Source organism: Streptomyces sp. NBC_00094 (genome assembly GCF_026343125.1).
Classification (GTDB): Bacteria; Actinomycetota; Actinomycetes; order Streptomycetales; family Streptomycetaceae; genus Streptomyces.
The window spans coordinates 1,416,001-1,439,041 of the sequence record NZ_JAPEMB010000001.1 but is presented as its reverse complement, the minus strand read 5'-3'; the positions used below and the strand labels follow the sequence as shown (position 1 = coordinate 1,439,041).

Sequence of the window (23,041 nt, the reverse complement as noted above, 5' to 3'; positions counted from 1 at the left end):
GCAGTCCACAGCGCACCCTGGCGGATCTGCCTGCCACCATGGCCGGGGGCCGCGACAATGAGTGGGTGTCCGCGCGTCCTTCGTGCCGCGCGGCGCGCGCGCTCGTTGTTGTCTACGGGCGCAGGTCTGAAGGAGCACAAGCGATGGGCGAGGGGTACGCATGACGGACACCGGCCAGGTCCCGGGCGAGGGGCTGCCGGAGAACTCAGGCATGGTCGAGCAGCCGGGCATCCCCGCACCGGGCGCGTACACCTTCCTGGACCCCTCCGAGCACGCAGCCGAAGACGACGACCTGCTTCTGATGCCGGGCGCCCAGGGCGCCTGGAGCGAGCACCCGCCGGGCATGCCGCCCGCGCCGCCGGTGGCCGTTCCGGCCCCGCAGGCGCCCCTCGCGGCACCCGTGGTCCCGAACCAGGCGACGCCGCAGCAGGGCGCTCCGCACGCGGCCGGTCCGCATCCGGCGGCCCCGGAGACGGCGGTCCCGATGGGCGACCCGCTCACCGATCCGCTGCCGGACCCGCTGACGGGCCCGCTCCCGGACTCCTTCGTCCTCGCCGACGTACTGACCGCCCCTCAGGGCCAGACCCCGCCGCAGGGCGTCCCGCTCGCGCAGGCCGTCGCCACCCCGGCACACGGGACCCCGGCGCACGCCACTCCGGCGCACGGCGTCCCCGTGCACGGGACCCCGGCGCACGGCGTTCCCGCCGCCGCGCAGGAGCCCGTCGTCGCCGACCACGGCTACGAGCCCGGCATCCTCGACACCGGTGCCCACGAGGCCGCGGGCCGGGACACCGGCTCCGTCGACCTCGGCGGTGTCCGCGTACCGCCGCCCGCCGCCGCACCGACTCCGCCGCCCGCCCGGCGCCCGCTGCACATGGGCCCGCCGGTGCCGGACGTCACCGGTGGCGTCGTGCTGTCGCTGGCCGACCGAGGCCCGGCCGCCGCGCCCGTCCAGGTCGCGCAGCCCGCGCCGGTCGTGGCCACCGGTCCCGCGCCGATGCCGGTACGGAACCCGGGCCCGCCGACGACCGGCCCCGAGTACTTCGACATCCCGCAGGACCAGCAGCTCGCGCCGCAGGGCGCCGAGCCGTGGGCCGCGCAGCCGCAGGAGGCCATGGCCCCGCAGCCGGTCCTCTCCGCAGAAACGGTCGTCCCGCAGAGCGGGCAGTTCGTCCAGGTCGAGGGAGTCGTCCCGACGGCCCCGCACCTGGCCCCGACTCCGGTCGCCGAGGCGGAGGAGCCGGCCCAGGCCGCCGCTCCCGAGCAGACGGAGGAGCCGGCCGCCCCGGAGCTCGCGGACGCCGTGGCCACGGTGCCCGCCCCGCGTGAGGGCGAGCCCGCCGCCGAGGCTCCCGTCCTCGTGACGGCCGAGGCCGCCGAGCCGGAGCCCGCCGTGGAGGTCGCCCCCGTCGCCGTACCCGAGGCCGAGCAGGCCCCGGAGGCCGCGGCCGAGTCGCAGCCCGAGCCGGTCGAGGCCGAGGTCGCCCCCGAGGCCCCCGTGGAGCAGGCTCCCGAGGAGACCCCCGTGGTCACGGAGGACATCGCCGAGGCCCTGCCCGAGCAGACCCCCGAAGCGGAGCCCGCGCCGGAGGCCCTGGCCCCCGAGCAGCCCGCCGCAGCCGACACGGTGACGGCGTCCGACGAGCAGTCCGAGCCGGCTGTCGAGGCGGCCGAGGCGGAGGAGCCGGCCGAGGCCGTAGCCCCGCAGGCCGACCTCGCGGTTGCCCCCGAGACGGTTGCGCCCGAGACGGTTGCCCCCGAGACGGTGACCCCCGAGACGGCGGCCCCCGAAACAGCGGTCCCTGACGCGACGGCCCCCGAGACAGTGACGCCCGAGACAGTGACGACAGAGGCCGGGACTCCCGAGGCCGAGCCGGCCGAGGCTCCCGAGGCGCCCGAGACCGAGACGGTTCCCGAGGGCTTCGTCGACGCCACCGAGCTGGTGGAGGCCGACGAGCTGGGCGACGCCGAAGTGCCGAGCGAGGCCGCGGAGCCGAGCGGCACCGACGCCACCCGCGACGCCGAGCAGGGCGACACGGCGGAGTCCGGAGAAGCCGAAGAGGTGCCCGCCCCGGGCACGCCCGACCCCGGCGCTCCCGCTCCCGGCTACGCCGACGCCGAACGCGAGGCCGTCCTGCGCGTGATGCGCGAGCGCCGCGACATCCGCAACGGCTTCCGCTCCGACCCGATCCCGCACGAGGTGCTGCTCCGCGTCCTGGAGGCCGCTCACACGGCCCCCAGCGTCGGCCACTCGCAGCCCTGGGACTTCGTGGTCATCCGCTCCGCGGAGACCCGGCAGACGATGCACGAACTGGCCCAGCGCCAGCGTGACGCCTACGCCAAGTCGCTGCCGAAGGCCCGGGCGAAGCAGTTCAAGGAACTGAAGATCGAGGCCATCCTCGACACCCCGGTGAACATCGTCGTGACCGCCGACCCCACCCGGGGCGGCCGCCACACCCTGGGCCGCTACACGCAGCCGCAGATGGCCCCGTACTCCTCGGCGCTCGCCGTGGAGAACCTCTGGCTCGCCGCCCGCGCCGAGGGCCTCGGCGTCGGCTGGGTCAGCTTCTTCGACGAGCGCGAGATGGTCCGTACGCTCGGCCTGCCCGATCACCTCGAAGTCGTCGCGTACCTCTGCGTGGGTTACGTCGACGAGTTCCCCGAGGAGCCCGAGCTGATGCAGGCGGGCTGGTCCAAGCGCCGCCCGCTGGCCTGGGTCGTCCACGAGGAGACGTACGGCCGTCGCGCCCTGCCCGGCGAGGAGCCGCACGACCTGCTCCAGGAGACCGTCGCCAACATCCGCCCGCTGGACGCCAAGGCGCTCGGTGAGGCCTGGGAGCGGCAGAAGCGCATGACCAAGCCCGCGGGGGCCCTGGGCATGCTGGAGATCATCTCCGCACAGCTCTCCGGCCTCTCGCGGATGTGCCCGCCGCCGATCCCGGAGCCCGCGGCCGTCGCGATCTTCGCCGGCGACCACGGTGTCCACGCCCAGGGCGTGACCCCCTGGCCGCAGGAGGTCACCGGCCAGATGGTGGCCAACTTCCTCGGCGGGGGAGCGGTCTGCAACGCCTTCGCCAACCAGGTCGGCGCCGAGGTCTGCGTCATCGACGTGGGCGTCGCCTCCGAGCTGCCGGCCACCCCGGGCCTGCTGCCCCGCAAGGTCCGTCCGGGCACGGGCGACTTCACCACGGGTCTCGCGATGACCCGCGACGAGGTGCTCGCCGCCATCGAGGTCGGCATCGAGACCGCCCGTGACCTGGTCGCCGCCGGCAACAAGGCGATCCTCACCGGCGAGATGGGCATCGCGAACACGACCGCGTCCGCCGCGCTGATCTCGGTCTACACCGGGGTCGACGCCGCCGAGGTCACCGGCCGCGGCACCGGCATCAACGACGAGACGCACGCCCGCAAGGTGGACGTGGTGCGCCGCGCCCTCGACCTGCACAAGCCGGACCCGGCGGACCCGATCGGTGTCCTCTCGGCGATCGGCGGCCTGGAGCACGCGGCCCTCGTCGGCCTGATCCTGGGCGCGGCCTCGCTCCGTACCCCGGTGATCCTGGACGGCGTCTCCACCGGTGCGGCGGCGCTCGTGGCCCGGGCGGTCGCGCCCGAGTCGCTCGCGGCCTGCATCGCCGGCCACCGCAGCGCCGAGCCGGGCCACGTGGCGGCCCTGAACAAGCTGGGCCTGCGCCCCCTGGTCGACCTGGACCTCCGCCTCGGCGAAGGTACGGGCGCCCTCCTGGCCCTCCCCCTGGTGCAGAGCGCGGCCCGCGCGATGCACGAGGTGGCCACGTTCGACTCGGCGGGCGTCACCGAGAAGTAGCACCACCGGCGCGTCCCCCGCCCACGCACGGGAGTGGGGGACGCGCAGGGGCCGTGTTTCGGGACGTAGAGCGTGTTTCGTGGCGCATCAGAGCCTCCGGCCCTCGTGCGCCCGAAGGCGCCGTCAAGCGTGCAGTCCCGAACACGGCCCACGCGCGGCCCCCGCGCACGGACGCACCGACCGGGAGATCCGTCACAGCGTGACGGCCACGCACCCCCGATATCGTGAGCCCAAGCCAACGCCACCAGCCCCACCAGCCGCTTCACCGCAGCAGCGGCCCCCGTACACATCCTTCCGAGGAGCCGCTCACCCATGGCCGAGCACACCGAGATCACGGCGCACCCCGCCTACCCCGTCGGTCTGCGTCTAGCGGGCCGACGCGTCGTCGTCCTGGGCGGCGGCCAGGTCGCCCAGCGCCGCCTGCCCGCGCTGATCGCCGCGGGCGCCGAGATCACGCTGATCTCCCCGTCCGCTACCCCTTCCGTGGAGGCGATGGCCGAGGCGGGCGAGATCACCTGGGTGAAGCGGCGGTACGAGGACGGTGACCTCGCCGACACCTGGTACGCGCTGGTGGCCACCACCGACGCGACCACCAACGCCGCCGCCTCCGCAGAGGCCGAGCGGACCCGGACCTGGTGCGTGCGCTCCGACGACGCCGAGGCGGCCACCGCCTGGACCCCGGCCACCGGCCGCGACGCGGGCGTCACCGTCGCCGTGCTCACCGGCCACGACCCCCGCCGCTCCGCCGCCGTGCGCGACGCGATCGTCGAGGGCCTCCGCGACGGCTCCATCGCCGCACCCGCGCACCGCTCCCGTACCCCCTTCGTCGCCCTGGTCGGCGGCGGCCCGGGCGACCCGGACCTGATCACCGTGCGCGGACGCCGACTGCTCGCCGAGGCCGACGTGGTCATCGCCGACCGGCTCGGCCCCCGCGACCTCCTCGACGAGCTGCCCCCGCACGTCGAGGTGATCGACGCGGCCAAGATCCCGTACGGCCGCTTCATGGCCCAGGAGGCCATCAACAACGCGCTGATCGAGCACGCCAAGGCGGGCAAGTCCGTCGTGCGACTCAAGGGCGGCGACCCCTTCGTCTTCGGCCGCGGCATGGAGGAGGCCCAGGCGCTCGCCGTCGAGGGCATCGCCTGCACGGTCGTCCCGGGCATCTCCAGCTCCATCTCGGTCCCGGGTGCGGCGGGCATCCCGGTCACCCACCGGGGTGTGGCCCACGAGTTCACCGTGGTGAGCGGTCACGTCGCCCCCGACGACCCGCGCTCCCTCGTCGACTGGGCCTCGCTGGCCAAGCTCACCGGCACGCTGGTGATCCTCATGGGCGTCGACAAGATCGGGAAGATCGCCGAGGCGCTCATCGCGCACGGCAAGGACCCGGCCACGCCGCTGGCGCTCGTCCAGGAGGGCACCACGGCGTCCCAGCGCCGGGTGGACGCCACGCTCGCGACGGTCGCGGAGACCGTCAGGGCCGAGGAGGTCCGCCCGCCTGCCGTCATCGTCATCGGTGACGTCGTCACCGAGGGTCCCGGCAAGCTGGTGAAGTAACCACAGGTAACTGAAACCTGTAACCAACCGTCGCGCACCATTGGCACCACACCCCGGACAAGGCAGTATCACCCCGTGGCCGAACTCATCACGATCGACGACCCCGACGACCCGCGCCTGCGTGACTACACCGGCCTGACCGACGTCGAGCTCCGGCGCAGACGCGAGCCCGCCGAGGGCCTGTTCATCGCCGAGGGCGAGAAGGTCATCCGCCGGGCCAGGCAGGCCGGCTACGAGATGCGGTCGATGCTGCTCTCCGCCAAGTGGGTCGACGTCATGCGGGACGTCATCGACGAGGTTCCGGCGCCGGTGTACGCGATCCAGCCGGACCTCGCCGAGCGCGTCACCGGCTACCACGTGCACCGTGGCGCCCTCGCCTCCATGCAGCGCAAGCCGCTCCCGGACGCGACCGAGCTGCTCGCCGGTGCCCGCCGGGTGGTGATCATGGAGTCGGTCAACGACCACACCAACATCGGCGCCATCTTCCGCAGCGCCGCGGCCCTGGGCATGGACGCCGTCCTGCTCTCCCCGGACTGCGCGGACCCGCTCTACCGGCGCTCCGTCAAGGTCTCGATGGGCGCGGTCTTCTCCGTCCCGTACGCCCGCCTGGACAGCTGGCCCCGCGGCCTGGAGGCCGTACGGGAGGCGGGGTTCAAGCTCCTCGCGCTCACCCCGGCGGAGAAGGCGGCGTCGATCGACGAGGCGGCCCCGCACCGGCTGGAGCGGGTGGCGCTGATGCTCGGCGCGGAGGGCGACGGCCTCTCGACGCAGGCGCTGCGCGCGGCCGACGAATGGGTGCGCATCCCGATGGCCCACGGCGTCGACTCGCTCAACGTCGGTGCGGCGGCCGCGGTCGCGTTCTACGCGGTGGCGACGGGCCGCCCGGAGTCCTGACAGCGCAAGCCGACCGAGGTCCAGGGACCTCCCGGTAGTGACGAGCCGACCGAGGTCCCACGACCTTCCGGTCGGCTCTTCGCCGTCCTGGGAGGTGCCTTGTGGATCAGCCCTGCAAGGCCTGCGCGGCGGCGATGCCCAGGGCGACGACCAGCGTCACGACCACGAAGACGAAGAGCCGCTGCCGCAGCAGGCGGGGGTTGGCGGGGCGGCGCCCCGTCGACGTCGTACGGGCGCCGGGCCGGGTGCCGGGACGTGACTGAGAGGCCCGTGAGCCACCCGTCCGCGGACCCGCCGAGGGCCGGGAGGAAGGCCCGGGGCCACGCCCCTGCGCCCGCTCCGCGTCCCGCTCGGGGCCGTGGGTGTCCCGCTCGGTGTACCGCTCGGTGGGCCGGACGGTGTTCCGCTCCTCGGCCCGCTCCCGCTGGACGGGCGGACGCGACACCGGCAGACCCTGAGCCTCGCGCGCGGCGATCTCCTTGAGCCGCATCGACAGCTGCAGCGTGCTGGGGCGTTCCTCCGGGTCCTTCGCCAGACAGGCCCGGATCAGCGGGGCCAGCGCGTCGGGGACGCCGTTCAGCTGCGGCTCCTCGTGCACCACCCGATAGAGCATGACCTCCGAACTCCCGTGCCCGAAGGGGGAGTCGGCCATCGCCGCGTACGCGAGGGTGGCACCGAGCGAGAACACGTCCGTGGCCGGGGTGACGGCCGCGCCGCGCACCTGCTCCGGCGCGAGGAAGCCGGGCGAACCCACGGCCGTCCCCACGTGGGTGAGCGTGCTGGCCCCGGTGGCCCAGGCGATACCGAAGTCGATGATCCGGGGGCCCTTGGGGGAGAGCAGGATGTTCGAGGGCTTGAGGTCCCGGTGCACGACCCCGGCCTCATGGACGGCGACGAGGCCCTCCGAGAGCGCGGCCCCGATCGAGGCGACGTCGGCGGCGCGCAGCCCGCCCTCCTCGGCGACCCGGTCGTGCAGGGAGGGGCCGGGCACGTACTGGGTGGCGAACCAGGGGCGCTCGGCCTCCAGGTCGGCGGCGACCAGCCGGGCCGTGCAGCCGCCGCGGATCCGCCGGGCCGCCGACACCTCACGGGCGAAGCGCGACCGGAACTCCTGGTCCTCGGCCAGATCCGGCCGGATCACCTTGAGCGCCACGCGCTGCCCCCGCCGGTCGGACCCGAGGTACACGACCCCCATCCCGCCGGCCCCCAGCCTGCGGTGGAGCCGGAACGACCCGACGATCCGCGGATCCTCGCGCCGGAGCCGCATCATCGCCATGTCCGTCCCCTCGTCCGTTCGACGTGGCACAGCTTACGTAGTGGCGCCCGCACGTGCTCATAGGCCGCGCCCTCGCACCGGGATCGATTGTCAGTGCTGAGGGGGACGAGGGGGGACCGTACGGCCTCAGGTCACGGCCCAACATCCCTTCGCCACCGATCACTTGACGGACGGTCGCGAAACGGCCGACGAGCCGCGGAGGGCGGTTCGGCGGGCTCCGGGGCCCTGAGGTGCGCGCGGGCTCCGGCGAAGTGAGCGATGTCACGCCCCGTGGCCTGCCCGGTACGCGCTGCCGCCCCGACGACCCCTCCGGGAAGACCCCCACTTCCGGACGGCCGTCTCCACCCAGGGGAGTACGCCGTGCGGTGGGGCGTCATCCTCCGGGAGGCCCGTAAGTCGGTACGCGGGCATGACGTCCGGGCGCCCCCGGCTCCCTAGTGTTGTCATCAGCGGCGGGTGCAGCACTCGTCCCCCGAGGTCACGCACCCGCCGCGCCAGAACACGACAGGAGAGGAACCATGGCGTACACGGCACCGCGGTCGATCAGCAGCCCTTCGGGCCGACGTCACCCCCTGGTGGCCACGGCCATGGTCCTCCCTCTCGCGGCCCTGCTCGTGGTCGTCTTCGGCGGCTGGGACGCGGTGGTCACACAGGCGTCGTCCGTGGGCGTGATGTTGGGGCGCTGAACAGCGTCCCGGACCCGGGAGAGCGGCCCGGGTCGGGAACATCCGGCCATCAACCCCGTGGGGACGGGGGTGTGGCGGACGGCAGCGTGAGGCCGGTCAGCTGGGGAGCTGACCGGCCTTCGCGCTTCCCGGAACCCTTCCCCTCCCGACCGGGGTCCCGCCCCGACGCGTACGCTCCCCGCGTGGACTCCGCAGCCCCGACCTCCCCCACGCAGCCCTCCCAGACCCCGACCGTGCCACCCCAGGCCTCGCCCGCTCCCCCCACCGCCCCCACCGCGCTCGACCGGCTCGCCGCCGTCGCGCGGGCCGCCGCTCACCCGCTGCCCGGCACCCCCTGCCACTGCGCGAGCGGACTCGTCGGTGTGCTCGCGGACCGGGACGACGGGACCGTCGTACGCCACGGAGTGCTCGTCGCGAAGGCGCACGCCCCCGGCACCCACCCCGAGGAGCACCGCGCCCGCCTGGCGCTGGCCGCCCACCCCGACGTCGCCGGTGTGTTCCTGCCTCCGCTCCCGCTGCCGGACGCGCCGTCCGGCACCGCCGGGCTCGACGGCCGGCCCGTCACCGTCTGGCCGTACGGTCCGCCCGTCGACCCGGAGGACCCCGACGCCGCCCCCTGGGAGGACGCGGCGCGGCTCCTCGCCCTGCTCCACCGCACCGCGCCTCCGCCGGCGCCCGCCCCGCGGCTCCCGGCCATGCGGGCGCCGCTCAAGGTGTCCCTCGCGGTGGACCGGATGCGTCGCACGGCGCCGGACCACCCGGCCACCGCCACCGTGCTCCGCGCCTGGCGGACCGTCCCCGACACCAGGGCGTCCGGCCCCCGGCTCCTCTGCCACGGCGACTTCCACCTCGGCCAACTGGTCCGCGACGTCCGCACGGCGGATGACCGCCCCTGGCGGTTCATCGACATCGACGACCTCGGCCTCGGCGACCCCGCGTGGGATCTGGCCCGCCCCGCCGCCTGGTTCGCGGCCGGGATCCTGCCACCGGAGGTGTGGTCCCGGTTCCTCGGCGCGTACCAGGAGGCGGGGGGTCCTGCCGTCGGGGCCGATCCGTGGATCCAACTCGACGTCCCGGCCCGGGCCCTGACGGTCCAGACGGCCGCCCTCGCGCTCGCGAAGTCCACGGCCGAGGGCCGGCCGCTCGACGAGGTGGAGGACGTGATGATCGACACCTGCGCGCGTATCGCCGGACATCGAACCGACCGGGCCCCTTCGGCGTCCACATAGGGTGAAGCCACCATTCGAACGGCAATGTCAGGGAGTTGAGCCGAGCATGCAGTGTCCCAAGTGCCATGCGGCCATGCACACGTACAACCGCAACGGCGTCCAGATCGAGCAGTGCAGCGGCTGTCGCGGGATATTCCTGGACTTCGGCGAGCTGGAGGCCCTGACCCGCCTGGAGTCCCAGTGGTCCCAGCAGGCCCCGCCCGCCCCGCCGGCCTACCCGGCGCAGCCCGCTCCCGCCGCCCCCGCCTGGGGCGCCCCGCACCAGGGCGGCCACCACGGCGGTCACTACCGCCAGCGCGGCTTCGGCCGGATGCTCTTCTCCTCCTGAGCACGAAGAAGCCCCCGGCCGCAGGGCCGGGGGCTTCTTCAGGTGGTGCGCGATACTGGGATTGAACCAGTGACCTCTTCCGTGTCAGGGAAGCGCTCTCCCGCTGAGCTAATCGCGCGGGGTGCACACGACGTACCCGAAGGTACTGCGTACTGCGTGCGCGATACTGGGATTGAACCAGTGACCTCTTCCGTGTCAGGGAAGCGCTCTCCCGCTGAGCTAATCGCGCGGGGTCCACACGTCGTACTCGAACGTGCTCCGAACTGTGTGCGCGATACTGGGATTGAACCAGTGACCTCTTCCGTGTCAGGGAAGCGCTCTCCCGCTGAGCTAATCGCGCGGGTGATCCGAAGATCCAGGATCCGAGGATCCAGTGGACGATACTGGGATTGAACCAGTGACCTCTTCCGTGTCAGGGAAGCGCTCTCCCGCTGAGCTAATCGTCCTTGGAGGTGGAGACGGGATTTGAACCCGTGTAGACGGCTTTGCAGGCCGTTGCCTCGCCTCTCGGCCACTCCACCAGGAGTGATAACAGGGGTTCGGGAAGATCCCCCACATCGAGCGGACGACGAGATTCGAACTCGCGACCCTCACCTTGGCAAGGTGATGCTCTACCAACTGAGCCACGTCCGCTTGTCGTTTCCGATCCGCTTGCGCGTCCCGGCGACGTGTTGAACTCTAGCGGATTCCTGGGCCAGCACAAAAACGCGTTTCCGCAGCGTGCTGACCTGCGCACCGACCGAGGCACCCGGTCGGGCACCCCGGAGGGTTCGTACGGCGTTCACTCGCCGTGTTCCCCGAGTGGCGCGGAGCCGCCCTCCGGCGACGGCCCGGGGTCACGCCGTCGGCCGACCTAGACTCGATGCGTGCACGACTTTGCTCCTCTGGCCCGCTTCGGCGGCCTCGTCGCGACCGACCTCCGGGACGTCACCCATGATCCCGAGGCCCTGGACTCCGCCGGCTTCTGGGCCGTCTGTGCGGACTTCGAAGGCCGCCTGACCTGCGCCCGCTTCGGGGACGTGCGGCCCGACCCGGTGCCCACGCCCCTGCCGGGTGCCTGGCGCGGACCCGGGACCGGTGACTGGACGTCCTCGCTCGACCGCGCCGCGTACATCGCGGGCGTCCGACGCGTGCGCGAACACATCGCGCGCGGCGAGGTCTACCAGGCGAACCTCTGCAGGGTGCTGACCGCGCCGCTGCCGGACCCGGCCGCCGCCGACGTCGACGCCCTCACCGCGCTGCTGGCCCGGGGCAACCCCGCTCCGTACGCGGGAACGATTCGGCTGCCCGCCCATGGCGTGGAGATCGCCACCGCGTCCCCCGAGCTGTACCTCCGCCGCGAGGGGGCCCTCGTCACCTCGGGCCCCATCAAGGGAACGGGCCGCACCGTCGCGGACCTCCTCCCCAAGGACCACGCCGAGAACGTGATGATCGTCGACCTGGTCCGCAACGACCTGGGACGCGTCAGCGAGCCCGGCAGCGTCGCCGTCCCCGCCCTCTGCGCGGTCGAGGAACACCCCGGCCTCGTCCACCTCGTCTCCACGGTCACCGGAATCCTGCGCGAGGAGGCCGGGTGGCCGGAGCTCCTCGCCGCCACCTTCCCGCCCGGCTCCGTCACCGGCGCGCCCAAGTCCAGCGCCCTGCGGATCATCGAGGCCCTGGAGACCGCACCCCGTGGCCCGTACTGCGGAGGCATCGGCTGGGTCGACGCCGACGCGGGCACCGCGGAGCTGGCCGTCGGCATACGTACCTTCTGGATCGACCGCCCCGAGGGCGTGCTCCGCTTCGGTACCGGCGCCGGGATCACCTGGGGCTCGGACCCCGAGCGCGAGTGGGAGGAGACCGAGCTGAAGGCGGCCCGGCTCGTCGCGATAGCGTCGGGCGCCTACGAGTCAGGCGCCTACGAGGCGAGCGGAAAGGCCATTTCTCGATGAAACTCTGGGTCAACGGCGGGCTGCACGACGCGGAGGCCGCCCGGGTCTCCGTACTGGACCACGGGCTGACCGTCGGCGACGGCGTCTTCGAGACGGTCAAGGCCGAGCGCGGAGAAACGTTTGCTCTCACCCTCCATCTGGAGCGCCTCGCCCGCTCCGCCCGCGGCCTGGGCCTGCCCGAGCCGGACCTGGACGAGGTCCGCCGCGCCTGCGCCGCCGTCCTCGCCGCCAACCCGATGGAGCTCGGGCGGCTGAGGATCACGTACACCGGCGGTCTCTCCCCGCTCGGGTCGGAGCGCGGCGACTCCGGCGCGGGCCTCGTCGTCGGCCTGGGCGAGACCGGCCGTCGCGCCGACTCCACCGCCGTGATCACCGTGCCCTGGACCCGCAACGAGCGTGGCGCCCTCACGGGCCTGAAGACCACCTCGTACGCGGAGAACGTCGTCGCCCTCGCCAGGGCGTGCGAGCAGGGGGCCTCCGAGGCGCTCTTCGGCAACACCGTGGGCCGGCTCTGCGAGGGCACCGGCTCCAACGTCTTCGTCGTGATCGACGGCACGATCCACACCCCGCCCGTCTCCTCCGGCTGCCTCGCGGGCATCACCCGTGCCCTCGCGGTGGAGTGGACCGGCGCCGTGGAGACCGACCTGCCGCTGGACGTCCTGGAGAGCGCCGAGGAGATCTTCCTGACCTCGACCCTCCGCGACGTCCAGGCCGTGCACCGGGTCGACGGGCGCCTGCTCGCCGACGCTCCGGGGCCGGTCACCGCCAAGGCCATGCGGGTCTTCGACGAGCGCGCGGCCCAGGACAGGGACCCGCGCCTCGCCTGAACCGGACCGTGGGAACCGCCGTGCGTAAATCCGGATGACGGACGGCCCCGGGGTGGGTAGAACACCCATGATGACCACCACCCTGCGGCCGGCCGAGCCGCTTCAGCAGTCGCCCGACGGCGGCCGTTCCCGTACCTACGACGTGTGCGTGAACAGCCGCCGCGTCGGCTCCGTCCACCTCTCGACCGATCCCGCCTTCGGTGGGGCCTCGGGCGTGATCCAGGGGCTCCGGGTCGACGAGCCGGACCGGCGGCGGGGCCGGGGCATGGTCGCCGCGCTCGCCTCCGAGGAGGTGCTGCGCGGCTGGGGCTGTGTCGAGGTCCAGATATCGGTGCCCGCCGACGCCGAGGCGGCGCTGCGGATGGCCCGCTCGCTCGGCTACACCGAGCGCAGCCGGAACATGGTCAAGGAACTGGCCGCCGCCCCGCCGGTCCTGCCGGAGGGCGTCGAGGTGCGGCCCATGACCGGGGCCGAGTTCACGGAGTGGGAGGCGCGCGCCAAGAAGTCCTTCGCGCAGAGCTGGATCGACCGGGGCGTCCCCGAGGCGCAGGCCCGTGCCAAGGCCGACGACAGCTACCGCCGGTACCTGCCGCAGGGCCTGGCGACTCCCGGCATCGCGATCCACGTGGTCGTCCGGGACGAGCGGCCCGCCGGCTACCTGTGGACCGGCCGCCACGAGCTCGAACCGGGGCGGTGGGCCGCTTTCGTGTTCGACATCGAGGTCGCCGAGGGGCAGCGCGGGCGCGGCTACGGCCGGGCGCTCATGCTGCTCGCCGAGCGGGTCGCCAGGGAGTCGGGGGAGGACGTGCTCGGACTCCACGTCTTCGCGGGCAACACCCCGGCGATCCGGCTCTACGAGTCGCTCGGCTACCGCACGACCCATGTGAACAGCGCCAAGGAGCTCCGGTAGCCGAGGAGCTCCCCGAGGGGGTGCTCAAACCCGAGGGTGCTCGGCCGGAGGGTGCCCGGTGAGAGGGGGCTCAGCCCTTGAGGAGGCGGTCGACGGTCTCCGCGATCCGCTGCCGCAGGCCCTCCTGGCTCTGGCCGCCGTCGAGGCGCTCGCCGTCGATCACATAGGTCGGGGTGCCGGTGACCTTGATCGCCTTGCCCTCGGCCTCGTCCGCGTCGACGGTCAGCAGGTGCCGGCCGTCGATCAGAGCGGTGTCGAACTCCTCGGCGTCCAGGCCCAGCTCGGTCGCCACCTCCAGGAGGACCGGCTCGCCCCGGTCGCCGAGCTCGGCGGTCCTGGCGAGCAGCGCCTCCACGTACGGCCAGCCCTTGCCCTGCTCGACGGCCTCCTCGGCGGCCTGGGCCGCGGCGTACGCGTGCTTGTGCTTCGCCAGCGGGAAGTGGCGTAGCTGTACGTCGAGCCGGTCGCCGTACGTCTCACGGAGAGCGCGGACGTCGTCGAGGGCCACGAAGCAGTCGGGGCACTGGAGGTCGAACCAGGCCTCCAGGACGACGGGGGAGGTGGGTGCGGTGGTGGAGTCACTCATGCCAGCAGTCTCCCTCACTGCGCCCTGGGGAGGAGATCCGGCCGGGACGACCCGGAGATCTCCCTGAGAACCGTCCCGGAACGTGGCCCCGGGCGGCCTCGGCGGTGCAGGATGGAAGGGACGTATCACCCGGGACCAGGAGGATCGCATGCTCGCCGAGACCATTTGCTCCGCGGCGGCCGTGGCGGGCCTGGGCATCGCCGGGATCACGGCGTACCGGAAGCGCTTCCTCGCCGCCGCCAGGATCGCGGCCTACGCCCTGGTGCCGCTCGGCCTGGTGATGACGGGTGCCGTGGAGTGGATCGCGGACACCGCGTTCAGTCCGGTGGCCTGGGCCGGGTTCGGTGTGCTGGGTGGCGCCTGGCTGCTCCTCTCGTCCACGCGGGCGGTCGAGCGACGCCGGGGTGGCCGCAAGGAGGTCGCCGGGGGAGCGGAGCCGGGAGCCGTGGCCCCGACCGCCTCGACGCCCTCGCGCGCCGTGGCGCCGAAGCCGCAGACGGGGAAGGCCGGTCAGTCCGGGGCGGAGGACTTCAGTGACATCGAGGCGATTCTGAAGAAGCACGGAATCTGATCACTTCTGGCGCTTCCCGTTCCGGTGATCCACGGGAAGGGGTGAACAGCCTCTGCTGTGGGGTGTGTTGCGAGAAATCCGGGGCATGGCGTGCGCCATCATCCCCCCGAGATGCTGGATACCTCGCGGGAACCCGTCCCCGCTGCCGATGCCCCCGCCCACACCCCTGCCGAAGAGGCGCGAGGCTGTCTCTTCGCGCTCTCGCAGCCACCGTTGATGATCTTCCTGGCGGTGATCGGCTGTCTGCTGCTGGTGGCGGCCGTCAACGATCTCTTCGTGCTGTGACGGCCGGGGCGGGCCGTCAGCCCGCCGCTTCCTTGCGGCGCGCGCGGTACGCGGCCACGTGCAGCCGGTTGCCGCAGGTGCGGCTGTCGCAGTAGCGGCGGGAGCGGTTGCGGGAGAGGTCGACGAAGGCCCGGCCGCAGTCCGGTGCCTCGCAGCGGCGCAGACGCTCCTGCTCGCCCGCCACGACGATGAACGCCAGGGCCATGCCGCAGTCGGCGGCGAGATGGTCCGCCACCGAGGCGCCGGGTGCGAAGTAGTGCACGTGCAGGTCGTAGCCGTCGTGGTCGGTGAGCTGCGGGGTGGTGCCTGCCGCCGCCACGAGCTGGTTGATCAGCGGGGCCGCGATCCGGGGGTCGGGGGCAGAGAAGACCGCGGCGAACTTCTCGCGCACCTCGCGCACGGCCTTCAGGTCGGCGGGGCCGAGCTCGCCCACGTCGCTGATCGTGTGGGCCTGCACGAAGGTCCGCAGACCGTCGAGGTCCGCGAGCTCGTCGGGGCGGTCGCCCTGGGGCGCGGTGTTCATCAGATCGACGACGTGGTCGAGGGCGATCCGGGTGTCGTGGGGGATCAGCACGATTCGCTCCCTGGCCGGCCACGGGCGGGCGCCCGCGGAATGGCGCTGACTCTAGCGCGGCCGGGAACGGGACAACGGCGCCCTCCACCGCGCCGGCTGCGCGGTGGGGAGCGCCGTTGTCCTGCCTATGTGACTGCACGCGCGGCGCCGTCGCCCCGAGTCGGACGGCGTCGTGCGGCTCTCGGCCTGGCTCAGCTGTCCGCCAGGATGTGGGAGAGCTCCGTATCGAGATCGAAGTGCCTGTGCTCGGTGCCCGGTGGCACGGCAGCGTCGGTCCTCTTCAGGAACGACTCCAGGGCCCGCGCCGGGGCCTCGAGCAGGGCTTCTCCCTCGGGTGAGCTCAACGCGATGCAGACGACTCCCTGGCCGTGACTACGGGATGGCCAGACGCGGACGTCGCCCGTGCCGGTGGGCCGGTGGAGCCCCTCGGCGAGGAGGTCGCGGGCGAATACCCATTCGACCGTTTCTTCGGCTCCGGTGTGGAAGGTGGCGTGCACGGCATACGGATCGGCCGTGTCATACCGCAGGCCCGCGGGTACAGGCAGTGAGGACTCGCTCGACACAACGAGGCGCAGGTGCAGCTCGCAGCTGACCGTGGTGTTCATAAGCGCCAGGGCCTTTCGCTCAGTGTGCGCTCGGGGATTCGCACGTCGGCGAAATCGACATGCCACCTCCAGTGCCGTTGTAAACCCCTCTGTCGGTTTTGTGATCGTTCAGGTAGCTCGTATGGCGGTATGTAACTTGGGGTAATACCGCCATACCGGTGGGGCCTCCGCGTCCGGTAAGTTGGGGAGTATGCATGCGGAGAGTGACGAGCGCACAGGGGATTCCGCAGCCGGCCAGGAAGCCGAACTGGGATCCCGCGCACCGGAGTTCATCAAGTCCCGACGAGGCCTGCACCTGAGCTGGCAGGTCGGCGTCTTCATCGTGGGACTCGCCGTGGTCGGCGCGGGCGTCGTGATGCTGCCGCTGCCCGGTCCCGGCTGGCTGGTCATCTTCGGCGGCATGGCGATCTGGGCGACCGAGTTCGTCTGGGCGCAGCTCGTGCTCCGCTGGACCAAGCGGAAGGTCACCGAGGCCGCCCAGCGCGCTCTCGATCCCAAGGTCCGCCGCAGGAACATCATCCTCACCACCGTCGGGCTGGTGATCATCGCCGCCCTGCTCGGGGTCTACCTCTGGAAGTTCGGCGTCGTCATGCCGTGGAAGATCGAAGAGTGACCTTCCGATGGTTCGGGAGCCCCGCTGACATGGGGTAATGTTTGCGGTGCGCCGGGCGATTAGCTCAGTGGGAGAGCACTTCGTTCACACCGAAGGGGTCACTGGTTCGAACCCAGTATCGCCCACCACCCGGCCCGAAGGCCCGGAGACGGAACACCGTCTCCGGGCCTTCGGCGTTCTCGGTCACCGCATCCGCGCCAGCCGCTCCCGCAGCCTCCGGGCGTCCCGCAGCCGCTGCTCGTACGTGGCGCCCACCGCGAGCAGCAGGAGCCCGGCGAGGGCCGGCGGCAGCCAGCGGGGAAGCGCGCCGACCGCCTGCACGACGTACGGGGCCAGCTCGTGCAGCCCGTCCAGGGCCAGCACCGCGCCGCCGAGCACGAGCAGCGCCTGGAGCCGGAACCGCGCGCCGAGCAGCGTCACGGCGAGCGCCGCGAGGCCCAGGAGCAGCGGGCGCACCCAGTCCGGGTCCGCCCAGGCCGCGACGAGGCTCGGCAGCAGCGTCGCCGCGAGCCCGGGGCCGTACGCCGTCCAGGACGAGGCCTCCGGGTCCCGGCGCCGCCGCAGGAACCCGACGGCCAGCGCGGGCAGCGTCACCGGGAGCGTGTACGCCTCCGGGACCGTCACCTCGGAGACCGCGAGCCGCACCCAGGTGGCCAGCAGGAACAGCGCGGCGGCCGTCCACGAGGCGAACCGTCGCCGCTCCGGCCGGACCGCCGTCGCCGCCGCGATCACTCCGCCGAGGGCCAGGGTGAGCGCGAGGAACGCGGGCCGGGAGGCGGCGATCCCCAGGGCGACAAGGCCCACGGACGCGCCGGTGACCTCGACCGCCAGGGCCACCGGGCCCGTGCGCGTCCTGGCGCCGAGCGCCGCCGTGGCCGCCGGGACCAGGAGGAGGGCCAGCGCCGTCCAGTGGTCCTCGAACCCGGCGGTGGCCGCCACCGCGAACACCAGGCCCGTCGCCGCGAGCACGGCGGCACAGGCGGAGACCACCCGGCGCCCGCCCCCGCCGAGCACCGCGACGCCCGCGAAGAGCCCGAGCAGCACCCCGAGCGAGACGAAGGTGGCCCCTCGGACGTCCAGGGCGAGCGCGAGCGCGCTCACGGCGGACGCGAGCCCGCCGACGTACGCGCTCCGGCCGAGCACGGTACGGGGCTCCGTGACGGGCGCCGGCCGCTGGGGCTTCCGGGGGTCCCAGGTGCCCCAGGGAGTCCCGGGGCCGAAGCTCGGCACGGAGGGACCGGCCGACGTGCCGGGCGCCTCGGTCCGGCGCAGGCCGCGCGCCACGGGCCCCGGGCGGACCGCGAGCCCGAGGGCCGCCGCCGTGGTGAGGAGCTGGAGGGCGAGCGTCGCCGCGTACGGCAGGTCGAGCGAGACCGGCAAGGCCGTGAGCAGCGCCCAGACGAGCGCGAGCGCGCCGCAGCGGGCCCAGAGCCGGGGGACGACCGCGAGCGCGGCAGCGGTCACCAGGAGCACCAGGGCGGCGCTCGCCGGGTACCAGGTCATGGCGGGCCCGGCGTGCTCGCCGGACCACACGGCCGTCGTCCGGCCCACCGGGCCCAGCAGCCCCGTCGCCACGGGCGGAAGCGCCCACACGGCACCGAGCGCCGCGACCCCGGCACCGGCGCCGGCAAGACCGAGCCGGACCCCGGCCGGCAGCGCCACACCGCCGCCCGAGGCGGGCGCGGCCGCGCCCGCACCGGCCGGGTCCGTGCCGGTCGCGCCAGGCGTGGTCGCGCGCCACACCACCGTCAGGGCGAGGCCGCACAGCACGTACCCCGGGACCGACCAGTCCGCCGGGAGAGCGGCGCGGAGGAGGCCGCCGAGGGCCGCCACCGTCGCGAGGCCCGCGAGTGCCGAGGCCGCCGTCGCGAGCGGGGGCCTGCGCCAGGCCGCGTACAGGGCCAGGGCCGCGCCCGCCAGGAGGAGCGGCGCGCCGCTCCAGGGGGAGGCCAGGGAGAGCCACGCGCCTGTCAGGAGCGACCAGCCGCCCAGTGCCGTCACGCCGACCGCCGCGGTGATCCGGACCGCCGCCGGACGGGTCCACAGCGCCACCGCCCCGTCCGCGGCGGCCGTGACCAGCGCCGCCCAGGCGAAGGCCGTCGGCCCGCCGCCGCCCGCGAGGACGCCCAGCGGCAGCGGCAGCTGGGCGGCGACCACGGCCACCGGCAGCGGGATCCGCAGCCGGGGCAGCGCCGAGCCGTACGCCGTCCACGCGCCCGCCAGAACCGCGGAGGCCACCGCCGTGTACCCCAGGCCGCCCGTCTCCGCCGGCGCCACCCGGTGCAGCGCGTACGCGTCGAGCACCATCAGGACGAGACCCAGCGCCGCCACCGACTCGGCCGTCGAGACCAGACCCCTGCGCAGCAGGGCCACCGGCGCCGCGAGGGCCGCCGCGGTCACCACGAGCAGCACCGCCGCGCGGCCGCCGATCCCCATCGAACCCCAGCTCACCAGGGTGAAGGCGACCGCCGCGATCGTCAGCAGCGTCCCGCCCAGCGTCAGCAGCACGTTCTGCGCGCTCCGCGGGGTCGAGTCGGCCACCGCCGGGCCGGGACGCGACTGCGGGACCGCCGGCAGCGGCGGGTACAGCACCTGGATCAGCCAGGCCCGCCGAACCAGCAACTGGGTCCGGCGTGCGTCGAGTTGAGCCAACTCGCGGTCGACGAGCACCAGCTCGTCCGCGGGCGGCAGGGAAGTGTCCATATCCGGAGTGTGGCCCCGGCCACACGTGGCGGGAATACGTCCCCGTACTCAGATCCCGGTCTGAGTACCCCCACACTGGGGCCATGGACTGGTGCAGGTACCGCTTCCGCAGCGTCTGGCGGCTCGCCGCCCCGCCCGACGCCGTCTACGCCGTACTCGAACGCGCCGAGGAGTACCCCCGCTGGTGGCCCCAGGTCCGCGAGGTCGTCCCCCTCGACGACGTCACCGGCACGGCCCGGTTCCGCTCCCTCCTCCCGTACGAACTCGTCGTCACCGCCCGCGCCCTGCGCCGCGACCCCGCCGCCCGGATCCTGGAGGTCGGCCTCGCCGGGGACCTGGAGGGCCGGGTCCGCTGGACCCTCACGCCGGAAGGGACCGGCACCCGCGCCCTGTACGAGCAGGAGGTCGAGGTCCGCGCCCGGCTCCTGCGCGCCCTCGCCGTCCCCGGACGGCCCGTCTTCCGGGCCAACCACGCCCTGATGATGCGGGGTGGGCGGCGCGGACTCGCCGCCCATCTGAAGCGGCAGCTCGGAGAGCGTCGATGAGGTGAGGTGGCCGACGGGCGGGCCGGTTTGAAGGAACCCTGCGCGGGCCTGTATGGTTCAACCCGTTCCCGGGCGATTAGCTCAGCGGGAGAGCACTTCGTTCACACCGAAGGGGTCACTGGTTCGATCCCAGTATCGCCCACCGGGAAAGGCCGGTCCGTCGAAAGACGGACCGGCCTTTGTCATGCGGCAGGCCCATCCGTCAGGCCGCCGTGCGGAGTTCAGGACGCAGCGGCCATGCCGGGTCCACCGTCTCCGGCGTCCCCTGCCGCGTGAACCACGCCTGCAGCCCCCGGGCCTGGGCCGCGTGCCAGACCGCCTGGAGCGTGTGCAGCTCCGCAGGCGTCAGCCGCTCCAGCCGGGACGAGAAGCGCCGCGCGACCGCCCGTACGACCTCCAGCGAGGCCGTCGCGTCGGCCGCCGCGTCGTGCGCCCCGGTCAGCTCCACCTCGTAGTGCGCGCAGAGGTCGGTGAGCGTGCGGCGGCCCTTGCGGTACCGGTCCAGGTGCTTGTCCAGGACCCGCGGGTCGAGCACGCACAGCGGCGAACTCGCCAGATAGGTCCCCAGCGACGACGCCCGGTGCCGGCGCAGCTCCCGGTCCAGCATCGTCAGGTCGAACGGTGCGTTCATCACCACGAGCGGCCGCCCCGCGGCGGTCTGCTCGGCCAGCGCCCGGGCCAGCTCCTCCATCACCGGAGCCGGCCACCGGCCGTTCCGCTGGAGGTGAGCGTCCGTCAGGCCGTGGATCGCGGTGGCCTGCTCGGGCACGGCTATGCCCGGATTGACCAGCCAGCGCGTCACCCGCGGCCGCGCCCCTGCCGCGTCCTGCACGACGAGGGCGGCCGAGACGATCCGGTCCTCCTCGACGTCGACTCCCGTGGTCTCCGTGTCGAAAGCGGCCAGGGGCCCTTCGTACCAGTGCGTTGTCATCCCCGAACTCCTCGCACCCCAGCGGCAGATGGCCAACCCCCTGCCCGAAACGGTGATACCCGGACTGTTTGCGCCGTACGCGGACCGGTGACAACACCAGTGACGGGGAAGGAAATCGACATGGCGCTCGCCCAGCCCGAGTCGGGAGGGCTGCCGCCCCAGCGGGCAGCATCGACGCGCGGCTCACTCGCCACCACCGCCTGCATGGAGACCCTCCAGGTGGGCTACCTCCACGCGGTCGCCGCGGCGGCCGGCTGCTCGCTGTCCCAGCCGTTCCCGGACAACGGCATCGACTGGCACGTCAGCCACGGTTCTCCCGGACACACCGTCGACGACGAAGTGACCATCAAGGTGCAGCTCAAGTGCACCTACCAGATACCGCCGCGCCCGCCGGGGAACGCGTTCTCGTTCACCCTCGACAACGACCACCTGGTGAAGCTCGCCCGGACCCCCGTGTCCGTGCACAAGATCCTGGTCGTGATGCTCGTCCCGAGGGCGCAGGAGGACTGGCTGAGGGCGAGTCACGACCGGCTCGACCTGCGGCACTGCTGCTACTGGATCAACCTGGCCGGACACCCGGTCACGGGACGCCGTCGGACCACGGTGCGCGTCCCGACGGCGCGGATCTTCGACGACCGGGCGCTCTGCGAGATCATGACCCGGGTCGGCGTGGGAGGGAGACCTTGATGCACCGACCGATCGACGACCCCGACGGCGGGTACGGAGACGGCGGGTACGGAGGCGGGACCGGGAGCGGGAGTGGCTCCGGCTCCGTACCGCCTCCCTACCGGCCCCACCCGGCGCCCGGCGACACCCCCGGCCCCTGGACCGGGATTCCCGCGCCGCCCACGGGACCCTGGGCCGACACACAGGGCCCGCCCGACCCGGGGCGGGTCGACCCGCGGGTCCTCGGCGCCCTCCTCGCCCGCCACGGCTGGCGCCGGCGCGGCGGGGCGGCCGGCCGCTACAGCCGCTGGACCCCGCCCGGCAGCCCCGGCGTCGCCGGAAACGGCGGCACGAGCCTGCTCGTCCCGGAGAGCCGGGCCTTCCCGGACTGCGAGGACCTGCTCGGCGAGGCGCTCGCCGCCCTCGCCCACAGCGGTACGCCCTCCGCGCGCGAGGTCCTCACCGGCCTCTCCGTCCCCAGCGACGAGATCCGCTGGTGGCGCGACGTACCGCCGGGCCCGGCCGGCACGGTCCCGTGGACCGTGCAGGAACAGCTCAGGTCGTCGGCCCGTCAGCTCCTCCTCGCCGGCGCCCTCGCCGTCCGCGGAAGGGCCGGCTACCACGGCGCCCGCCACCGCCGCCCCGCCCAGGCCTCCCTGGAGACCGTCGTCGTGGGCGCGGCGCCCGGCGGGCGCGGTCTGACCGCCTTCCTGCCCGTCGCACCGGGCCGGCCGATCGCCGTCCGGCTCTACCACGCGCTCTACGCGGCCCGGGAGGCCACCGACTACCAGCGGGCCACCGGCGGCATGGAGGCCTTCGACGCCGCCGTCGAGGCGGGCGTCAGCCGCGAGCTCACCGAGGCCCTCATCGCCCTGGTCCGGGGCACCGAGGGAGCCAGGATCGCCCTCGAATGGGCCCCGGCCGCCGGAGCTCCCGAGGGGTGCGCGGCCCGCCCCGAACCCGTCGAGTTCTCGCCCGGTGACCTGCCCGCCCTGCGCGAGGCGAGCGCCCGCTATCTGACGGACGAGCCCTCCGTACCGGTACGCCTCACGGGGGCCGTCGTCCGCATGCGGCGCTCCGGGCCGCGCGGCGAGGGCACCGTCCGGCTGCGGGTCCTCGGCGGGGCGGAGGTCCCGCACGTCCGCGTCACCCTCGGCGAGGAGGCGTACCGCACCGCCGTCCACGCCCATCTGGTCGGGCTGCCCATCAGGGTCGTCGGCCGCCTGGAGAGCCGGGGCGGCTTTCGGCGGCTGACCGACGCCTCCGACGTCGTACCCGTCCAGGTGGACGAGGCCGAGCGGGACCGGCTGATGAAGTCGCTCCACGAGAACCTCGACTTCTTCGAGGAGGCGTGCGGCCCGGACGAGGGGTGACGGGTGGGGCGACGGGTGGGGGAAACCGTTTCGCGGACGGATCGGTCGGCTCGGTAAGATCGGCGTGATGCGGCACCTCGTCTCTGTCGCACACCGTCGGCGCCGGCACCTCGTGCCTGCCTGCGCCC

At 73.8% G+C, this 23,041-nt stretch carries 21 protein-coding genes and 8 tRNA genes; 17 read left to right on the top strand and 12 right to left on the bottom strand.

What is annotated here, in order from left to right; genetic code table 11:
* The first annotated feature begins 160 nt into the window (after window positions 1-160).
* The 3 genes from cobT to OG580_RS06100 all read left to right on the top strand — a co-directional run bounded on the left by cobT (window position 161) and on the right by OG580_RS06100 (window position 6,271).
* Window positions 161-3,823 (top strand): nicotinate-nucleotide--dimethylbenzimidazole phosphoribosyltransferase, encoded by a 3,663-nt coding sequence (gene cobT, locus OG580_RS06110; RefSeq protein ID WP_267042607.1) that lies wholly within the window; start codon window positions 161-163, stop codon window positions 3,821-3,823.
* A gap of 312 nt (window positions 3,824-4,135) precedes the next feature.
* The gene (gene cobA / locus OG580_RS06105; RefSeq protein WP_267042606.1) at window positions 4,136-5,377 is read left to right on the top strand and encodes a uroporphyrinogen-III C-methyltransferase; all 1,242 of its coding nucleotides are present in this window, start codon (window positions 4,136-4,138) and stop codon (window positions 5,375-5,377) included.
* 75 nt (window positions 5,378-5,452) lie between these two features.
* Entirely contained in the window at window positions 5,453-6,271 is an 819-nt protein-coding gene (locus tag OG580_RS06100; RefSeq protein ID WP_267042605.1) for an RNA methyltransferase, read from the top strand.
* Between the two features lie 106 nt (window positions 6,272-6,377).
* Here OG580_RS06100 and OG580_RS06095 read toward each other — a convergent pair whose 3' ends face one another.
* Window positions 6,378-7,547 (bottom strand): serine/threonine-protein kinase, encoded by a 1,170-nt coding sequence (locus tag OG580_RS06095; RefSeq protein WP_267042604.1) that lies wholly within the window; start codon window positions 7,545-7,547, stop codon window positions 6,378-6,380.
* Window positions 7,548-8,065: 518 nt separating this feature from the next.
* Between OG580_RS06095 and OG580_RS06090 the strand changes: the two genes are divergently transcribed.
* From OG580_RS06090 to OG580_RS06080, 3 genes are all read left to right on the top strand, one after another.
* Window positions 8,066-8,233, top strand: coding sequence for a hypothetical protein (locus OG580_RS06090; RefSeq protein ID WP_267042603.1), 168 nt, complete (start codon window positions 8,066-8,068; stop codon window positions 8,231-8,233).
* 320 nt (window positions 8,234-8,553) lie between these two features.
* Window positions 8,554-9,462 carry a phosphotransferase family protein gene (locus OG580_RS06085; RefSeq protein ID WP_267047911.1) on the top strand — a complete coding sequence of 303 codons (909 nt, stop codon included), beginning with the start codon at window positions 8,554-8,556 and terminating at the stop codon, window positions 9,460-9,462.
* A 46-nt stretch (window positions 9,463-9,508) separates the two neighbouring features.
* Window positions 9,509-9,790, top strand: a complete 282-nt coding sequence (locus tag OG580_RS06080) for a zf-TFIIB domain-containing protein (RefSeq protein WP_267042602.1) — start codon at window positions 9,509-9,511, stop codon at window positions 9,788-9,790.
* A gap of 43 nt (window positions 9,791-9,833) precedes the next feature.
* On the opposite strand, the gene OG580_RS06075 is transcribed toward OG580_RS06080, so the two are convergent.
* The 6 genes from OG580_RS06075 to OG580_RS06050 form a co-directional block, all read right to left on the bottom strand.
* Window positions 9,834-9,908, bottom strand: a tRNA-Val gene (locus OG580_RS06075).
* Window positions 9,909-9,947: 39 nt separating this feature from the next.
* Window positions 9,948-10,019, bottom strand: a tRNA-Val gene (locus tag OG580_RS06070).
* Window positions 10,020-10,058: 39 nt separating this feature from the next.
* Window positions 10,059-10,130, bottom strand: a tRNA-Val gene (locus OG580_RS06065).
* Between the two features lie 34 nt (window positions 10,131-10,164).
* Window positions 10,165-10,236: transfer RNA gene (locus tag OG580_RS06060), tRNA-Val, on the bottom strand.
* Between the two features lies 1 nt (window position 10,237).
* Window positions 10,238-10,311 (bottom strand) — tRNA-Cys (locus OG580_RS06055).
* 39 nt (window positions 10,312-10,350) lie between these two features.
* Window positions 10,351-10,423: transfer RNA gene (locus OG580_RS06050), tRNA-Gly, on the bottom strand.
* A 233-nt stretch (window positions 10,424-10,656) separates the two neighbouring features.
* Between OG580_RS06050 and OG580_RS06045 the strand changes: the two genes are divergently transcribed.
* The 3 genes from OG580_RS06045 to OG580_RS06035 all read left to right on the top strand — a co-directional run bounded on the left by OG580_RS06045 (window position 10,657) and on the right by OG580_RS06035 (window position 13,461).
* Window positions 10,657-11,724 (top strand): chorismate-binding protein, encoded by a 1,068-nt coding sequence (locus OG580_RS06045; RefSeq protein WP_267042601.1) that lies wholly within the window; start codon window positions 10,657-10,659, stop codon window positions 11,722-11,724.
* Window positions 11,721-12,551 carry an aminotransferase class IV gene (locus OG580_RS06040; RefSeq protein ID WP_267042600.1) on the top strand — a complete coding sequence of 277 codons (831 nt, stop codon included), beginning with the start codon at window positions 11,721-11,723 and terminating at the stop codon, window positions 12,549-12,551. Before OG580_RS06045 ends, OG580_RS06040 begins: the two co-directional genes overlap by 4 nt.
* Before the next feature lie 70 nt (window positions 12,552-12,621).
* A complete protein-coding gene (locus tag OG580_RS06035; protein ID WP_267047910.1) occupies window positions 12,622-13,461 on the top strand; it encodes a GNAT family N-acetyltransferase in 840 nt (279 codons plus the stop codon).
* A 70-nt stretch (window positions 13,462-13,531) separates the two neighbouring features.
* Here the strand turns inward: OG580_RS06035 and OG580_RS06030 are convergent, their stop codons facing one another.
* The gene (locus OG580_RS06030; RefSeq protein ID WP_267042599.1) at window positions 13,532-14,047 is read right to left on the bottom strand and encodes a DsbA family protein; all 516 of its coding nucleotides are present in this window, start codon (window positions 14,045-14,047) and stop codon (window positions 13,532-13,534) included.
* Window positions 14,048-14,195: 148 nt separating this feature from the next.
* Here OG580_RS06030 and OG580_RS06025 point away from each other — a divergent pair, with 148 nt between their 5' ends.
* Together OG580_RS06025 and OG580_RS06020 are read left to right on the top strand one after the other, a co-directional pair.
* Window positions 14,196-14,618 (top strand): hypothetical protein, encoded by a 423-nt coding sequence (locus OG580_RS06025; RefSeq protein ID WP_267042598.1) that lies wholly within the window; start codon window positions 14,196-14,198, stop codon window positions 14,616-14,618.
* A 111-nt stretch (window positions 14,619-14,729) separates the two neighbouring features.
* Window positions 14,730-14,903, top strand: coding sequence for a hypothetical protein (locus OG580_RS06020; RefSeq protein WP_267042597.1), 174 nt, complete (start codon window positions 14,730-14,732; stop codon window positions 14,901-14,903).
* Between the two features lie 16 nt (window positions 14,904-14,919).
* Here the strand turns inward: OG580_RS06020 and OG580_RS06015 are convergent, their stop codons facing one another.
* Window positions 14,920-15,477: a CGNR zinc finger domain-containing protein gene (locus OG580_RS06015; RefSeq protein WP_267042596.1), complete on the bottom strand. Its 558-nt coding sequence runs from the start codon at window positions 15,475-15,477 to the stop codon at window positions 14,920-14,922.
* Window positions 15,478-15,668: 191 nt separating this feature from the next.
* The gene (locus OG580_RS06010) at window positions 15,669-16,082 is read right to left on the bottom strand and encodes an SsgA family sporulation/cell division regulator (protein WP_015032345.1); all 414 of its coding nucleotides are present in this window, start codon (window positions 16,080-16,082) and stop codon (window positions 15,669-15,671) included.
* A gap of 190 nt (window positions 16,083-16,272) precedes the next feature.
* Here OG580_RS06010 and OG580_RS06005 point away from each other — a divergent pair, with 190 nt between their 5' ends.
* On the top strand, window positions 16,273-16,695 hold the full coding sequence (locus OG580_RS06005) for a TIGR02611 family protein (protein WP_267042595.1): 423 nt from the start codon (window positions 16,273-16,275) through the stop codon (window positions 16,693-16,695).
* A gap of 53 nt (window positions 16,696-16,748) precedes the next feature.
* A tRNA-Val gene (locus OG580_RS06000) sits at window positions 16,749-16,823 on the top strand.
* A gap of 55 nt (window positions 16,824-16,878) precedes the next feature.
* Here OG580_RS06000 and OG580_RS05995 read toward each other — a convergent pair.
* Window positions 16,879-19,398: an SCO7613 C-terminal domain-containing membrane protein gene (locus tag OG580_RS05995; RefSeq protein ID WP_267042594.1), complete on the bottom strand. Its 2,520-nt coding sequence runs from the start codon at window positions 19,396-19,398 to the stop codon at window positions 16,879-16,881.
* 83 nt (window positions 19,399-19,481) lie between these two features.
* Here OG580_RS05995 and OG580_RS05990 point away from each other — a divergent pair, with 83 nt between their 5' ends.
* Together OG580_RS05990 and OG580_RS05985 are read left to right on the top strand one after the other, a co-directional pair.
* Window positions 19,482-19,943: an SRPBCC family protein gene (locus OG580_RS05990; protein ID WP_267042593.1), complete on the top strand. Its 462-nt coding sequence runs from the start codon at window positions 19,482-19,484 to the stop codon at window positions 19,941-19,943.
* Between the two features lie 70 nt (window positions 19,944-20,013).
* Window positions 20,014-20,085: transfer RNA gene (locus OG580_RS05985), tRNA-Val, on the top strand.
* Between the two features lie 60 nt (window positions 20,086-20,145).
* Here the strand turns inward: OG580_RS05985 and OG580_RS05980 are convergent.
* A complete protein-coding gene (locus tag OG580_RS05980) occupies window positions 20,146-20,874 on the bottom strand; it encodes a 3'-5' exonuclease (protein WP_267042592.1) in 729 nt (242 codons plus the stop codon).
* A gap of 120 nt (window positions 20,875-20,994) precedes the next feature.
* On the opposite strand from OG580_RS05980, the gene OG580_RS05975 reads away from it, so the two are divergent.
* Together OG580_RS05975 and OG580_RS05970 are read left to right on the top strand one after the other, a co-directional pair.
* Window positions 20,995-21,561 carry a DUF4365 domain-containing protein gene (locus OG580_RS05975; RefSeq protein ID WP_267042591.1) on the top strand — a complete coding sequence of 189 codons (567 nt, stop codon included), beginning with the start codon at window positions 20,995-20,997 and terminating at the stop codon, window positions 21,559-21,561.
* On the top strand, window positions 21,561-22,913 hold the full coding sequence (locus OG580_RS05970) for a hypothetical protein (protein ID WP_267042590.1): 1,353 nt from the start codon (window positions 21,561-21,563) through the stop codon (window positions 22,911-22,913). The genes OG580_RS05975 and OG580_RS05970 overlap by 1 nt, the downstream gene beginning before the upstream one ends.
* Window positions 22,914-23,041 lie beyond the last annotated feature (128 nt).

Coding starts and splice junctions, on each gene's coding strand:
- OG580_RS06040 (WP_267042600.1), top strand. CDS start 11,721: ATGAAACTCTGGGTCAACGGCGGGCTGCACGACGCGGAGGCCGCCCGG.
- OG580_RS05975 (WP_267042591.1), top strand. CDS start 20,995: ATGGCGCTCGCCCAGCCCGAGTCGGGAGGGCTGCCGCCCCAGCGGGCA.
- OG580_RS06095 (WP_267042604.1), bottom strand. CDS start 7,547: ATGGCGATGATGCGGCTCCGGCGCGAGGATCCGCGGATCGTCGGGTCG.
- OG580_RS06020 (WP_267042597.1), top strand. CDS start 14,730: ATGCTGGATACCTCGCGGGAACCCGTCCCCGCTGCCGATGCCCCCGCC.
- OG580_RS06080 (WP_267042602.1), top strand. CDS start 9,509: ATGCAGTGTCCCAAGTGCCATGCGGCCATGCACACGTACAACCGCAAC.
- cobT (WP_267042607.1), top strand. CDS start 161: ATGACGGACACCGGCCAGGTCCCGGGCGAGGGGCTGCCGGAGAACTCA.
- OG580_RS06090 (WP_267042603.1), top strand. CDS start 8,066: ATGGCGTACACGGCACCGCGGTCGATCAGCAGCCCTTCGGGCCGACGT.
- OG580_RS05970 (WP_267042590.1), top strand. CDS start 21,561: ATGCACCGACCGATCGACGACCCCGACGGCGGGTACGGAGACGGCGGG.
- OG580_RS06035 (WP_267047910.1), top strand. CDS start 12,622: ATGACCACCACCCTGCGGCCGGCCGAGCCGCTTCAGCAGTCGCCCGAC.
- OG580_RS05990 (WP_267042593.1), top strand. CDS start 19,482: ATGGACTGGTGCAGGTACCGCTTCCGCAGCGTCTGGCGGCTCGCCGCC.
- OG580_RS06010 (WP_015032345.1), bottom strand. CDS start 16,082: ATGAACACCACGGTCAGCTGCGAGCTGCACCTGCGCCTCGTTGTGTCG.
- cobA (WP_267042606.1), top strand. CDS start 4,136: ATGGCCGAGCACACCGAGATCACGGCGCACCCCGCCTACCCCGTCGGT.
- OG580_RS06030 (WP_267042599.1), bottom strand. CDS start 14,047: ATGAGTGACTCCACCACCGCACCCACCTCCCCCGTCGTCCTGGAGGCC.
- OG580_RS05980 (WP_267042592.1), bottom strand. CDS start 20,874: ATGACAACGCACTGGTACGAAGGGCCCCTGGCCGCTTTCGACACGGAG.
- OG580_RS05995 (WP_267042594.1), bottom strand. CDS start 19,398: ATGGACACTTCCCTGCCGCCCGCGGACGAGCTGGTGCTCGTCGACCGC.
- OG580_RS06005 (WP_267042595.1), top strand. CDS start 16,273: ATGCATGCGGAGAGTGACGAGCGCACAGGGGATTCCGCAGCCGGCCAG.
- OG580_RS06025 (WP_267042598.1), top strand. CDS start 14,196: ATGCTCGCCGAGACCATTTGCTCCGCGGCGGCCGTGGCGGGCCTGGGC.